This is a genomic window from Parabacteroides sp. ASF519 (assembly GCF_000364265.2).
Taxonomy (GTDB): domain Bacteria; phylum Bacteroidota; class Bacteroidia; order Bacteroidales; family Tannerellaceae; genus Parabacteroides; species Parabacteroides goldsteinii.
Window position 1 is genome coordinate 129,709 of record NZ_AQFV02000006.1, and the last position, 15,058, is coordinate 144,766.

Genomic DNA, 15,058 nt, shown 5'->3' on the forward strand with positions numbered 1-15,058 from the left:
ATTGTTTCGGTGAGATATCTGAATTCTCCCTATATTTGTCTCCTCAAAAATTTAGCGTAATGCTCACACTCGATAAGATTTATCAGGCATCTTTTGCCTTGAAAACAGTTATCCGTCGCACCGACCTGATCAGTGCGCCCAACATCAATCCGGATTCTCATATCTATCTGAAACCGGAGAACTTACAGATTACTGGATCATTCAAAGTCCGCGGTGCCTGCTTCAAAATCGCCCAACTGACAGAAGAAGAGAAGGCCAAAGGCGTCGTAGCCTGTTCCGCCGGTAATCATGCACAGGGTGTCGCCCTGGCTGCCACCACCCATGGCATCAAGTCACTGATCTGCCTGCCGGACAATGCACCGATCTCCAAGATAGAGGCTACCAAATGGTACGGTGCCGATGTTTGCCTGGTCGAAGGCGTGTACGACGACGCTTATCAGAAAGCCCTGAAGCTGAGAGATGAAAAAGGATATACGTTCGTTCATCCTTTTGATGACGAAGACGTTATTGCCGGACAAGGGACTATCGGACTGGAATTATTGGAACAGTTGCCCGACCTGGATGCCGTAATCGTTCCGATAGGCGGAGGGGGACTTATCTCCGGCGTCGCCTTTGCAATCAAACATCTGAATCCGAATGTAAAAATATACGGCGTACAGGCCAGCGGTGCACCAAGCATGCTGAATTCTATCGAGCACAATAAAATCGAACGGATGGGATTCGTCCGTACCATTGCCGACGGTATAGCCGTAAAAGAACCGGGTGAACATACATTTGAATATTGTAAAAAGTATGTGGATGAAATCGTTACAGTCAACGACGATGAGATTTCGACCGCTATCCTGGCTCTGATCGAACAGCACAAATTAATCGCCGAGGGAGCAGGGGCGGTAGCCGTAGCGGCAGCCATGTTCAATAAAGTTCCCATAAAAGGTAAAAAAGCGATCTGCCTGGTATCGGGAGGAAATATCGACGTAACGATCCTCTCTCGCGTTATCGGACGGGGCTTGCAGAAATCCGGCCGATCCTACACCATGACGATCGAACTGGTCGACAAACCCGGACAGTTACAGCACGTTTCTGAAATTATTGCCCGCACCGGAGCCAATGTGGTATCCGTCCATCACGAACGAGTTAGCCATACCGCCGACATCAACGGCTGCTATCTCCGTCTGGAAATGGAAACACGTAACCAGGAACATATCGACCAAATACAATATACGCTGACGGCAGCGGGGTATAAGATTATTCCGGGATAACGTTAAGAGGCTGTCACAAAGACCTGAATCAAAGAAACAGATAACTTTTGACAGCCTCAAAACACGAAAAACTATATTTAATTAAAACACAACATTCTTTCGAATCTTTTCTTATTACTCACCATAGCCAGGATTTTGCTTGATCAGGTTATTAGCACCGATAATACTGTAATGTATCGGGAAGCGATTCAGATTTTTATTATTGGTTGCCTGATGATCCCACCAGCTTTCCGTCACATAAGCATCCCAGCGAACCAAATCAGTACGTCTCCGTCCTTCACCCAGAAATTCCAGTTGCCATTCATCCAACATACGATATTTATCCAAATTGGCAGACGTGACAGGATCAGGATCGTTCCCGCCCTCAAAATAACGCTTCCGGACAGTATTGATCAGATCAGCGGCTCCCTCTTTGTCACCGGCACGCATCTTACACTCGGCCAACGTATAATAAATCTCAGCCAAGCGGATGACAGGAACATCCGGATCAAACTTACGTTTCATCTCATCCTGGTTGGGACGCGGACTGAATTTTACCAGCCGGACACAAGAGTTTTCTTCCGCCATGCCCACATTAGACGGGAGCGATTCGAGATCCGGATACTTCGCATCTTTACCCACTTTGGCAAAATAAGCGACCTGATCGACTACCGTAATTACTTCCCCTTTATATTCACGGCTTCCCGTACAAGTCCATTCCGGATGAATCGGATTAACTAACTTGCCAACAATGAACATGCCTCGATATTTACCGCTTCCTTCATATACATACGGTTGTTTGCGTACATCCCGATCGTGAAATTTTCCATAAGCACCTCCGAGTTTATACGGATATTTCTTACCTGTCGGATCCAGACTCGGTATCAATCCTATTCCATTGTTGGAGCCTGAACCTTCCAGACCGCCCAGATAATTTTTGTAATTATAAGGGACAGACCAATCCCAATAGCCGGCATCCGTCTCCAGTTTTGTATTCTGGCTCGGGATAGACCAGATCAGTTCCGGGCAGGCTTCATTGTCGAAACCAAAAATATTCGTCCAGTCGGAAGCCAACGCATACTGCCCATATTTCCCATCGATGATATCTTTACAGATACCGGCAGCTTCAGCAAACATCTCTTTACCGATATAAGATTTTGCATTGAAATAAAGACGCACTTTCAACGCAGCGGCGGCAGCTCTGTTGATACTTCCGGTCTCTTGCGCTCCCAATTCCTCCTTTAGCGGAAGTTCGGGAATAGCCTCCGTCAATAAAGAATCGATAAAATTAAATGTTTCCAAATCAGTCGACCGCCCTTTGATATCACTTTGCGTCGTCGTATAGAGCGGAACACCGCCAAACAGATCAAGCCCGTCCAAATAAAGCGAAGCCACCAACACTTTCTGCTGGTTCAGCATCGACTCGCGTGTCCCGTCGGCAAAACCCAAAGCATCGAAATCGATTTTAGCCAAATCCTCCAAAGCATCCCAGGCCAAAGCTACCCCCATGGAAAAGCCATACCATCCGTTATTGACAAATGCCATATCTTCGGTATAAGCATGATGATGCACTTTCTGGTAATAGGCCCCGTCATACCAATCGCTACCACGGGTTGGCAGGCAAAATTCATCTGTGCCAATTTCCTGCAAAGCCCAACGATCATTATTGGACCCGACAAACCAACGCCAATGTGTAAACGGACGGTTAAAGCGCTGCCACACGGCATCCTGAGAGGTATAAAACGTTTCAGGAACCGACTGCGAATAAAATGTCGGATCTATATCACAAGACGTAACAGCCAACAGGCTTATGATTCCTGATAAAAACAAATGGATTATATTTCTTTTTTTCATCTTACAATCTGTTTTAGAAGTTAAACTGCATGCCTAATGTATATGTGCGAACCATCGGATAAAAGCGTTCCGTATCCCAAAACTTCTCAGTACCCTGATCCCAGCCGGTAATGTTTACCTCCGGATTCATTCCACTGTAACCGGTAATCGTACAGACATTGCCGACTGTGCCGTAGATACGTATCCGATCGATCAGATTCTTCGTATACTTCTTCATCGGCAACGTATAACCCAACGTAATAGCGTCGATCTTCAGGAAAGTACCGTCTTCCAGATAATAATCGCAAATCTGCTTTTCCCCTTTGATATGACTGAACTTGCCGTAAGCGTCTTTCAACACATTGAAATTACCTTGTCCCTGTATACCATAGTACATATTAATTGTGTTATAGACATCGAAGTCTATCCAGCTACGGAGGTTGACACCCAGATCAAAATTCCTGTAAGTAAATGTATGACTCCAGCCGACAATCAACTTTGGGGTATAGTTTCCGACATAACGTTTGTCATTCTCAGTCTTATCCTTTGCAGGAATCACATTGTTGTCTTTGTCGTACAACAAAAAATTGCCCTCATCATCGAAACCGGCAAACTTCCAGATATAAAAAGAACCGATCGTCGATCCCTCTTCCATGCGTGCCGCATCACCCGGTGAACCCGGGGCAACGAAACCGTTACCGTTTTTATAAGTATTATTTCCCCAAAGCGTAGCAATCTTGCCCGAATTATGGCTAAGATTTAAGTTGGAAGACCAAACAAAATCCTTTGTGCGGATGATATCTCCTCCGACTTCAAACTCCCATCCCTTGACTTCCATACTACCGATATTCTGCCACTGCGTGTTCTGTGTATAAGGAGGCTGAGGCACGGCCACTTCATAAATCAGATTGTCGATCGTACGTTTGAAATAGTCGAATTTTCCATATAGCCGGTTGCCAAATAAAGAATAATCAACCCCTAAGTTCCATTCTTTCTTCTCTTCCCATCCTAAATTCCGGTTCACATTCTGCGTTTTACCGAAAGAATAAGCCCATTCACCATTCGGAAGCATCCAGTATGTATCAGATCCCAGCATATCGGCCATATAAGAGGCATCGAAATCGTTATTGCCTGTCACACCATAACCAAAACGGACCTTCAGGTCATCTACCCATTTTACCTCTTTCATGAAGTTCTCTTTGGAAATACGCCAACCGGCACTGGCAGACCAGAAATTAGCCCAACGATTGTCTGCAGAAAACTTGGAGGAACCCTCATGACGGATGGAAGCAGATAATAAGTACTTATCCCGATAAGCATAGTTAGCGCGGGCAAAGACAGAGAACAGACGTTCCGTGATATTTTTGCCGGAACTCATGCCAGCCTTACCGTCACTCAGATAACTACCTTTGCCGATATCCCAATATTTCAGACCATCGACAGAGAAATTATAGTTATCCATACCGAAATTCTCACCGTTATGCTCGAAATAAGAATAACCGGCGGTAACATTCAAGCTATGATCTTCCTTAAAATCCTTTATATAAGAAAAATATCCCTCGGAAGTCAGATTCTCAGTCTTGCTGAATGCGAGATGCGCATGTCCTTTACGTGATTCGTTCAACTCAGAACGATGCGTCCGCGGCCAATATTGGTGCAACTCCCACTGGCGGTTTTCATACCCCAGGATCTGCTGGTAAGAGAGGCCTGGAACCGGTTTGATATTCAATTTCATATTCACCTCCGGCTTAAACCATTTGTCCACTCCGTAGTAATCCTCCAGCATAGCATCGGCCACCACGTTATAATCGAGCGATTCGTTCAACCACACATTATATCCGGTTTCATTTTCCGGATCATAAGGAGAACGTGTCGGGTTATTACGCATAGCCTGCTGGAAATTTGGAAAATGGTTGTTACGTGCAGCCTGCCGATAATCGACAGACGGATGTATCTCCAACCAATCGTCAAACAGTTTGAAATTAGCATTCACACGCCCTCCATAATCCTGACGTCCATCCTGCTTGGCCACTCCCTGGTTCTTTTCATAGAAAAAAGAAGTATAGACCTGCGCCTTTTCGATTCCGAACTCCAATGCAAGATGATGCTTTTGCGAAAAATTACCATGATTCAGCAATTCATCCCACCAATCTGTATCCTGTCCATAATCGGTACCGATTTCATAATCTGCATATTCACGTCCGGAGAGCATTTCCGGAGCATTATATCCCTGTTTCTTCGTGAATTCGTTACTATAGGTTAGTTTCACTTTTCCATTCGTGTCCGAACCACTTTTGGTCGTAATCAGAATCACACCGGAGGCAGCCCGTGTACCGTAGATAGCTCCGGCAGAACCATCTTTCAAAATGTCGATCGACTTGATGTCGTCTTGCGTCAAAGACCGGATATCACCTCCCGGAAAACCATCGATGACGACTAGCGGAGCTTTGCCGGCATTGATGGAAGTCATGCCACGTAACTGGAATGTGGTGCCTGCATTGGCACTTCCAAGATTATACATCACCAGACCACCAATTTTGCCTTGCAAAGATGTAGAAATGTCGGCACCACTGACACCAACCATCAGGTCGTCAGCTTTCAAAGAGGTGATAGCGCTGGTGACTTGCTTTTTATCCAGTGAGCCATAACCGATAACTACAACTTCTTGCAGGGTCTCGGCATCTTCTACCAATTTCACTTGAATTGAATGCTGTTTCCCGACTTTCACTTCCTGGCTTATATAACCTATATAGGATATGACCAAAGTCGAATTATCCGGGATATTTTGCAGGATAACCATTCCATTATCATCTGATATATTCCCTATTGTCGTTCCTTTTACCACAACATTTGCTCCTATGACAGGCCCGGTTTCATCCCGTACCATAACAGTCACTGTTTTTTCCGCCTGATCAGGCATCCTGTTCTCTATCCAACTTGAGGTTAACAATTCAAGATTCTCATCCATAGCAAAAACTTCTGTCGGCAAACATAAAAACAAGCCACACATAATCTTTATTGCCTGGGAAATCGAATCCTTTCTTCCCGGGAGAAAATCACAATTCTTTTTTTGTTGCATTTTCTTGTATTATTTTACAGGTTAATAATAATTTGACAAGTCATAATTTTGACACGTCTAATGCCGAAGCATAAGACTTTACGGTCTCTATACCATTCACTTCACAGGCCTATTGATCTAAATGATTTTAAGAATTATTGACTTTACAAAGTTAAATTGAAAAGAGGTTACATTATATCCACATTATTTGTTACTTTTGACCGATAAAATAAGAATATTAATCAATTATTTACGAGTATGGAAACAGATTTGAAAAAACTGGTAGGACAACGCCTTCAATTACTTCGTCTGGAAAGGAATTTGACACAAGAACAAATGAGTGAAAAACTCAATCTTTCTACGAGTGCCTATTGCAAGATTGAATATGGCGAAACCGACCTCACCCTTACTCGTCTGAACAAAATAGCGGATATACTCAACATGTCCGCAGTTGAACTATTCACGCGAATAGAAGGAGATACGTATAATAACTATCCTAAAGATTATGGTCGCGTATGGATTACGCGTGACAGTAGTATTGTAAATGTAGACAATAGCGATGACCTCCGCGAATTGGTTAAATCTAATTCCCGTCTTATCGATGTTCTTTTGAAAAGGATTGAAGAGCTTGAAAAGAAATAAAGGTTTACTTGCTCCTATTCAGGACAACCACACCAAAATAACTTGTTTCAGATTTTGTCAGAAGCGAACTATCTTGTCCCCGTGCTTGACACGGGGTCGCAGAAGAACCGGCTGTATCAAAAAATACATACAGGATACGGTTTGTGCCTTTGCGATCCCGTGTCAAGCACGGGATCGGGATAGCTCAATTATTTCTACATTGGAACATCCTTTAGCTACAGTTGCTTTGTTTACTATTGAGGACTCGCTTTTCACGTGCTGCACGAATTTTCACACCGACACGAAGAGATTCCAATTCTCTTTCAAGCTCATTGCGCTCCGGTGTCCCTATTTCACCATAATAACGATCTTTTATCTGATCTAATGATGTTACGTTCATTTCTTTGCCTCCTTTCCCATCTCAACTACAATCTTTCCCCCTTTCAACACTTCATCCTGTGGTATTTTAAAACCATCGACTGGCTTTCCATTCAAAGTCACTGATTGAATGTATTTATTTTCCTTAGATGCACCGGGAGCTTCGATCACAAAAGTTTTTCCCCGACCATACTTACCGTCCAGGCGGATCGTTATTTTCGGATAACGGGGGGATGCCAGTTCATAGAAAGGCTTTTCCGAACAACCGCCCTCCATCTGAAACAGACCGATGGCACTCATAACAAACCAACTACTCATCTGCCCCAGATCCTCATCACCCGGATAAGCGTCATAAGGGGTAGTCCCGTAATACTGTTCCTGTATAGCACGTATCCATTTCTGTGTCAGATGGGGAGCACCTGACCAATTGAAAAGATAAGCCACTTCCATAGATGTCTCGTTGCCATGATTGATCGGGAAAGCAGAGAAATTATCTCCTGCCGCATTGAAATTGGCATGCGACGACTGCTCCATCGCCTTATCCAGGCGGCTTATAAAGCGTTCTTTACCGACCTCACGAATTAACTTTTCGGGGTTATGAGGAACAAACCAGGAATAATTGAAAGCATTCCCTTCCGTAAATCCGGGAGTATGATACGGATCGAAAGGTTCCACCCATTTTCCATATTCATCTTTCGGACGGATAAAACCGGACTCGGCATCAAACAGGTTATGCCAGTTGTCAGACCGTTTGTCGAAGAAATGAAAATCGTCTTTCTTTCCCAGTATTTTGGCCATCTGCCCCAGGCACCAGTCGTCATAAGCATATTCCATCGTATTAGAAACCGTCCCTTTTCCTGCAGGAATATATCCATACTTCATATAGGGAACTAAATTCTCAACACCAACAGTTCCACCGCCTTCGTATTTCTGAGGAGGTGTCGTCATCATCTTTTTCAAACCATCATACGCAATATTCAAGTCAAAATCACGTATACCACTTTGCCAGGCTCCCAGAATCTGAGAGATCGGATGCATGGCAACCATAACACCGGTATGTTCGATTCCGGCAGGGTCCGTATTGAACCATCCGCTATTCTGGTAAAGCTGAATAGCCGAACGTGCCCATTGGCTGGATATTTCAGGAGCCATCAGATTAAATAACTGCTGATTATTCCAGAACGTATTCCAATATTCACCGCTCACGATACAATCGTCCGGTTTCTCCAACTGCCTGATCCGCTCGTCTTCATCTACAAAACGACCATCCACATCGCTCCAGGTTGCTTTAGCAGCCAAGGCACGATAAAGATTCGTATAGAATTTTTTCTTTTGCAGGTAATCATCTGTTTCAATCGCTATCCTGCCCAGATATTCATCCCAGACGGAACGGGCATTATCCACGACTTTCTCAAAATCCCAACCAAACGGATCAGCCAGTTCCTGTTTCAGGTTATTTCGTGCCCCAGCCATATCAACCAGAGAGACACCCGAACGGACAAGAATCTCTTCATTCTCTTTCGTCTTATAATTTAGGAATATACCGACATCACCTTTGCCATCTATCTGCGTGATATTCTGTTTTATTTCAGCAGGAGTCTCAAACTCGTGATTCCTGTTCCATCCAGGGATATAACCGGTTACAGGTTTAACACCTTCGTTCACCCATCCCCCCATCGAGTCAAAAGGCTTACTAAATTGAAGGACAAAATATAACGTATAGTTCTGCTCCAACGTATAACCGGTAAAAGCATTGTAATAAGTCGCATACCCTTCTATCTCAGTATCATTTACTTTCGTGATATGCGCATTCACCAGATTATGCGGATACTCGTTGGGAGTAAACATATCGATCAGAATCCGGGCATCTTCCCTGGCCGGGAAAATATACCGTTGCAGGGCTGCACGACGCGTTGCCGTAATCTCCGCTTTGATCTTTGTGTCGGTCATATAAACGGAATATCTGCCTATTTCAGCTTTTTCGGAAGCCTTATCGATACGCGAACGATAACCTTCGTCGGGAAAATCCTCCCGTCCAGGATTTACTTTCAGTTCCCCGCAGGTAGGCTGCATCAGGAATCCGGTCATGGTCCAGTCGCTGAAATGATTGAAGCCCATGATATTTTCAATCGTATATTCATATCCGGCTTTCCATATCTCATCCTGGTTATCAGGGGCGATCTGCACCATACTCAGCGGGAGACTCGGTCCGGGTTTAAACATCCAGCGTGAATTACCGGTACCCATCAGCAGGTCAACATCATCCGAATAAGAATGAAGAGGCTGCCGGCTACGGGTAATTTCTCCTTTATAAACAATCTCCTTACCATCCTGAATCGTGAACTGCAAAGTTTCCTGTTTGTCATTAGTCTTGACAGCAGGCATCCATATCTCCTGGATACTCTCGCCCGTTTCAATCACACGCGAAACCGGCTGGCATCCCTCTATCCGGAACGTCAGTTCCCGGGAATGGTCAAACTGGTCCATATCCACCAGGACCGGTTGCATACGTTCCCCGTTTTCTTTCCGGTATTCGAACGGAGCTGCTTTGACAGAACGTATCAGAGAAGAAGAGGCTTTCCCCAGCCGGATGCCGGCCGGTGTTTCCAAACGGATACAATCGAAAATCGCCCAGGTTCCTTTGATTGTTCCCAACTGGATTTTATTCATCCCGGCAGTAAGCCACGCAGCAGGAAACTGTATTTTTATTTCTTTCGCCTTTCCAGTCTCCTTGTTCGTAAGTAACTCTCCTGAGTTTTCTCCGTTCAACTCTTCCTCAAACCAGTTACCGTTTATCTCCACCCGTATCTTCACAGGATGGCTGTTATGAGCCCCGGTAAAGAAAAAAGTCAGGGAACATTCTCCCTGCGCAGAGACCTTATCCAGATTAAAAAATACAGCAGGGAAATGGCGGGGATGGAACCCGGCCCAATATCCGCCGCCGGCCCAGCTATCCAGCGGTCCCGGCAAAACATAGGGCCAGTGCTTATCGGCCGACGAATAACCGACATAAAAAGATTTCTCCCCTCCGAAATTAGCCAAAAAACTATTATAGTTATCGGGATACAAAGCAAACTCAGCAGCTGAGTTATCCTGCTTGCCTATTTCAAAAAGGACCTTGTTCCCTGCGTACGTACCGGAAGACAATAGAATAAAAAGAAGAAAGAATAGATGTTTCATTTTTATTAATCAAATTAGCATACAAAAATAAAAGAATCCATGGACAATCTATTTATACATTTTTTCTATTGAGTTATATTATCTTACGTTTAAAGGAGAGTCATAATTGAGAAAACGTACAAATACTCAATGGCGATGGCGGGCCAACCTGCACCTGCGGGGCGAACAGGTTTTGCAGATGTAACTGATACGAACAGGAATAACAGCCGGCAAGCTGTCAGACAATCATTTATTTGCCGGCATTCATTATTCCCGAATCATTATCCTGGTTATATATCTTCTTCCCGTCACTCTGGTATTTGCGACCGAACCGGAAATTCCAAGCAAAGGTCAGGAAAAAGGCATGAGAGCTTTCATTGATATAATTCTCCTTGTACGAGGAAACATACTTATTCCAGTTTTCATAAATCCGTTTATAGTTATTGGCAAAAGGATTGATCATACCGGCTCCGACTGAGAACTGTTTATAATTATACCGGAGCATCAGCATATGAAGATTCTCTCCGCTCGACATTTTCTCTCCCCAGAAACTATTCCGGCGGTTGTAAATACTGAACATAGCCGTCAAATGTTTATACTGCCCCATTATCTCTGCACGATAATACCAGTTCGTATAGGTATGCCGGTAATCTTTCCCATCACTCCAGTAACGGTTCACGCCTCCGCTGAGAGAAAATTGCAGGATATTCCATAACATACCGGCCCGCAGGTTCAACTCGCCATTCAAGGACTGAAAACCATCCTGATTTTCATAAGTATGAATAAACATGCCATCCTCAATAAAAGTAGATTCCATTATCGCTTTCGGAGCATTCCGATAACGGGAAGACAAGCCGACAGAAACTTTCCCCTTCCGATATTCCATATATAAATCGGCCTGGTAACGGTTGTACGGATTCAGGTCCGGATTTCCCCGCTGTATCTGCATCGAATCGATCAGTTGCTCGACAGCACTCAACTCCGACAGTGCCGGCGGATTGTTCGTCAGGCTGCCATTCAGGCGCGCATAGAAATTATCAGAGAAAGCATAACGGAAAGAAAAACGAGGCCAGAACGTATAGGTCTGATAACCATCTTCCCCTTCCTGTTTCAGCCATGAACGGGTAACACCCACACCCAACGAATAATTGAGCTTTTGCCATTTGCCCTGAAACTCGGTATATAAATAGGTATCCGACTGTTTCATCTCCGTTTTATATGTCATATTTCCATCATAGGTATTCTCCGAAAAGGCTTGTGAATGTTTCAGTCCTGCACTTAACCGGCCTTTTTCAAAACCTTTTTCATAAATACCTTCACCAATCACGGAATATTTATTCCCTTTTACACCGGAGTAGATATCAGTCAGCAACAGATCGTTCTGCTTTTCCTGATAAGTACGCTTGGAGTCGGTGTAGATATATGTTCCGACCAGGTTGAGCGCCAGAAACTGTTTGTGCTTCAGGTTCTGCTGATAATATAAATCGACATACGGACGATGTGTTTTTTTATCATTGTTGTCCCGCATATCCGTTACATGGTCCGGATACTCGACATTATACAACTCACTTCTGTAATCCGTATGCGGTTGCAGATACCCCCAGTAACCCAACTTTGCATTCAGCAGATATTTATCCGGTTCTTGATAATTATAGGTGAAAGAACCGCCATGATTCAGTTCCTGAAAATGTCCGGGCTGCCCTTTTTCATACCGGTGCAAAGAGGTACCATCTTCAAAGAGGAAAGATTCTTCATTCGTGCGCCAGCATTTGTAAAAGTCACGCGGACTGGCATAATAACTCAGGCCAAACTCCGATTTCTTATGATTCAGTTTGGCTGATATTTCATCATTATGGAATACTACATGCGGGGAATTCATCATATCCAGGCTGACGGAGCCACCCGTTTCGTACCGACGGGTGATATAATTCAATACGGCTTCGGCATCTCCGTAACGCAAGCCGGGATTCTCCAGATATTCAATACGTATGATATCGTTCGGCTGTAATGCGGAAATATCCTTTGCATCCACTTTCGCTCCATTCAGACAAAGCTGTACAGAGCCGCCACCGGAAACACTGATATCCCTTGTCATCGGATTCACCTGAATGCGCGGTAACATCAGGGCCTGAAGCAAATTCACCCCATTTGTAGAGGCTGCCAGCTGTTGTTTATTGGGAAATACGATCTTACGATCCGCCCGGTTGACAATATTGGCGGCTGTAACTGTCACCTCATCGAGTTGTTCCGCAGCTTCATTCAATGTTAGTTTTCCCAAATCAACTGACTTGGAAAGACCATTCAGATCGGTTATATTATCTGTATACCCAATAGCGGAAATAATCAGACGATAACTGCCTGTTTCTATTTTTTCCAACTGAAAACGTCCCTTCGTATCAGTCGATACACCTGTGACAAAAGTTGAATCGAGCGTTTGCAACACGACATTGGCAAATTCAACAGAGGCATCCGTACTTCCATCTGTCACCATTCCGGAGATCTTTATCTTTTGCGCATAACATAGACTGACTGACAGAACAGCACCTAAAATAAATAGATATATTCTTTTCATATAACATAGAATTTGAGTGATTATCTGAAGGCAAAGGTAGAACCTCCGCAGTAGACAACCTTGAATTCCATGTGGACAAAGAATATCGGATACCTGTACAATGACGAACAGTTAAACTATTAATAAACAATCAAATAAAAGAATCTGTATTTTTCAAGTGGACAAATCACGCCATCAAAATCCCCACAGATAGACATCGGTCGGCTGATCCTTCCCGATCAACTCATTTTTTCCCTGATTAATCCGCTCCTTTATACGCTGTTTCCGTTTGGTGACAGAAGAGGGAGCAATACTATACAACCGGGCAATAGCCGAAGTGGACAGCTGTAATTTAATCAGGCAGCAACACTGAATATCTTCCTCCGTCAGCAACGGGAAAGAAGCACGAAGCCGCCGGGTGTAATTATTAAATATCTTATCTATCAATTTATAAATGGCAGGCCAGTCTATATCCGACAGATTACGGACTTCTCCTTTGTACAAACGTTCCAACTCTTTATATTGCAAGATAACCTGAAGAGACAATTGTTTCGTGCTGGTTGTAAGCGCTTGGTTTTGTATGACCATCCGCTCATACGAATCCATTTCAACGTTTTTTTCCGGGATATTCTGAGCATATCGGGCCATTTCCTGTTGCAGCTGCTTCTTTTCCCGGTTCAATAGCTCATTCTCCTGACGAATCCGTTCAATTTCAGAGAACTGGTCGTTCAATTGCTGTTCGGCTATTTCCTCCTGCTCCGACTGGCGGGCTGACAATTGTTCGATCGCCTCCTCATTTTGCCGGATCAGCTGTTCCTTTTCGCTTAATGCAATTTGATGCAGTCGCATCTGCTCTCTCATCTGCCGGATAAAACGTTCCTTCTTCAACAATTTACGTTGGTATAAATAAGCCAGGAAGAAAATCAGGCAAGCGGCTGCCGACAGAATATAAAGAGCCAGGCGGTGGTTCCGGTCTTTTTGAATCTTCAGATTCAGATTCCTCCGTTCCAGTTGGTTCTGTACAAACAACCGCTCTTTTTCTATTGCCACATTCCTTCTTTCCACCGATGCCACCTTTTCACAAAAATCATAGACAGCAATGATATTCAGAGCATTATTCTTCTTTACATCATAAACACTACGAAGCAGTTTCTCCACATAAAAAAAAGAGGTACGATATCCGTTCCCGTAATAATCCCGGGGGATTAAATCGCAACAATGTTCCAATTGTTTCAGGTAAACCTCCGCAGAATCCAATTTCCCCAGATTTAACCAAAGACATACATAAGTAGCAGTCTTCACAATACTATCATGCAGATGTTTCGGAGGATATTCCCGATCAAACTTCCTCATCAGCGGCAAAGCCTTTTCACTCTGATGGAAAGCATTCAAACCATCTATATAATTACGGAGAATCGAACTGTTATCAACTCGCAGCTCTTCCGCCAGTTTTAGTGCCCGTATCATATAATGCTCCATTGAATCCGGTTCCTGCCGGGAAGCATAATAACAACCGAGACCATACAAACAATGAATCATCTGCAACGAATCTAAAGCATAATAATCGAATATAATGTGCTTAACGTCTTCAGGTACCAGAGAAAGATTCCCCGGAAGCAGATCATGATAACCCAGAGTCGAAGCAAGCTCCACCAGCAAAGTGGTATCTTTATTGTTTGCTGCAATCTGTATTCCTTTTGAAATAAACTCTTTAGCCTCTTCCCTTTTATCTCCCGAATAGTTCACCTGCATAGCAGCTAACATATATGCTTCTGTCAGACGAGGGGATTGTTGTTGCTCATAACAACGAAGTGTATAATGAATCAGCGAATCATTCACCATATTCCGTCCCTGTCGTTGATGCAGCCGGGTGATCCACCAGCCATATTCCGCCCGAAGGCTATCCGAGAGTTCAGCTGGAACGACCTGCTCTTCCAGTATCATCGCCAGGCTGTCCGGATTTTCCCGCAACAGACGTTCAGCCAAACCTTCATCCGGAAAGAAAGCCTCCTGCCGTCCCCACTGACAGGAAGGTAAAAGGACAGTAAAGAACAAGATCAGACAGCAGATGTATTTCATACGAGCGTTATTAGAAAGGCTACAAAGATAATGATAATACCCCGGCAAAAGAAGCCTGTGAATAAAGTCTGACCGGTTTACCTCAAAAATATCATTATAATTATTTCATAATAAGCATATTATAACTACATTTGCATTATT

General features: G+C 44.0%; 8 protein-coding genes. 2 read left to right on the top strand and 6 right to left on the bottom strand.

Annotated elements, in window-relative coordinates; genetic code table 11:
* Nucleotides 1-59: 59 nt before the first annotated feature.
* Nucleotides 60-1,259, top strand: coding sequence for a threonine ammonia-lyase (gene ilvA, locus C825_RS00940; RefSeq protein WP_009860208.1), 1,200 nt, complete (start codon nucleotides 60-62; stop codon nucleotides 1,257-1,259).
* A 114-nt stretch (nucleotides 1,260-1,373) separates the two neighbouring features.
* Here the strand turns inward: ilvA and C825_RS00945 are convergent, their stop codons facing one another.
* Nucleotides 1,374-3,092, bottom strand: a complete 1,719-nt coding sequence (locus C825_RS00945; protein WP_010801035.1) for a RagB/SusD family nutrient uptake outer membrane protein — start codon at nucleotides 3,090-3,092, stop codon at nucleotides 1,374-1,376.
* A 13-nt stretch (nucleotides 3,093-3,105) separates the two neighbouring features.
* A complete protein-coding gene (locus tag C825_RS00950) occupies nucleotides 3,106-6,150 on the bottom strand; it encodes a SusC/RagA family TonB-linked outer membrane protein (RefSeq protein ID WP_010801036.1) in 3,045 nt (1,014 codons plus the stop codon).
* A gap of 237 nt (nucleotides 6,151-6,387) precedes the next feature.
* On the opposite strand from C825_RS00950, the gene C825_RS00955 reads away from it, so the two are divergent.
* Nucleotides 6,388-6,771, top strand: coding sequence for a helix-turn-helix domain-containing protein (locus C825_RS00955; protein ID WP_010801037.1), 384 nt, complete (start codon nucleotides 6,388-6,390; stop codon nucleotides 6,769-6,771).
* A 211-nt stretch (nucleotides 6,772-6,982) separates the two neighbouring features.
* Here C825_RS00955 and C825_RS00960 read toward each other — a convergent pair whose 3' ends face one another.
* From C825_RS00960 to C825_RS00975, 4 genes are all read right to left on the bottom strand, one after another.
* Nucleotides 6,983-7,150, bottom strand: coding sequence for a hypothetical protein (locus tag C825_RS00960; RefSeq protein WP_010801038.1), 168 nt, complete (start codon nucleotides 7,148-7,150; stop codon nucleotides 6,983-6,985).
* Nucleotides 7,147-10,308 carry a GH92 family glycosyl hydrolase gene (locus C825_RS00965; RefSeq protein ID WP_010801039.1) on the bottom strand — a complete coding sequence of 1,054 codons (3,162 nt, stop codon included), beginning with the start codon at nucleotides 10,306-10,308 and terminating at the stop codon, nucleotides 7,147-7,149. The genes C825_RS00960 and C825_RS00965 overlap by 4 nt, the downstream gene beginning before the upstream one ends.
* A 229-nt stretch (nucleotides 10,309-10,537) precedes the next feature.
* Complete coding sequence (locus C825_RS00970; RefSeq protein ID WP_044215069.1) at nucleotides 10,538-12,859, bottom strand: TonB-dependent receptor; 2,322 nt, start codon at nucleotides 12,857-12,859, stop codon at nucleotides 10,538-10,540.
* 174 nt (nucleotides 12,860-13,033) lie between these two features.
* Nucleotides 13,034-14,917: a coiled-coil domain-containing protein gene (locus C825_RS00975; protein WP_010801041.1), complete on the bottom strand. Its 1,884-nt coding sequence runs from the start codon at nucleotides 14,915-14,917 to the stop codon at nucleotides 13,034-13,036.
* Between the last annotated feature and the right edge of the window lie 141 nt (nucleotides 14,918-15,058).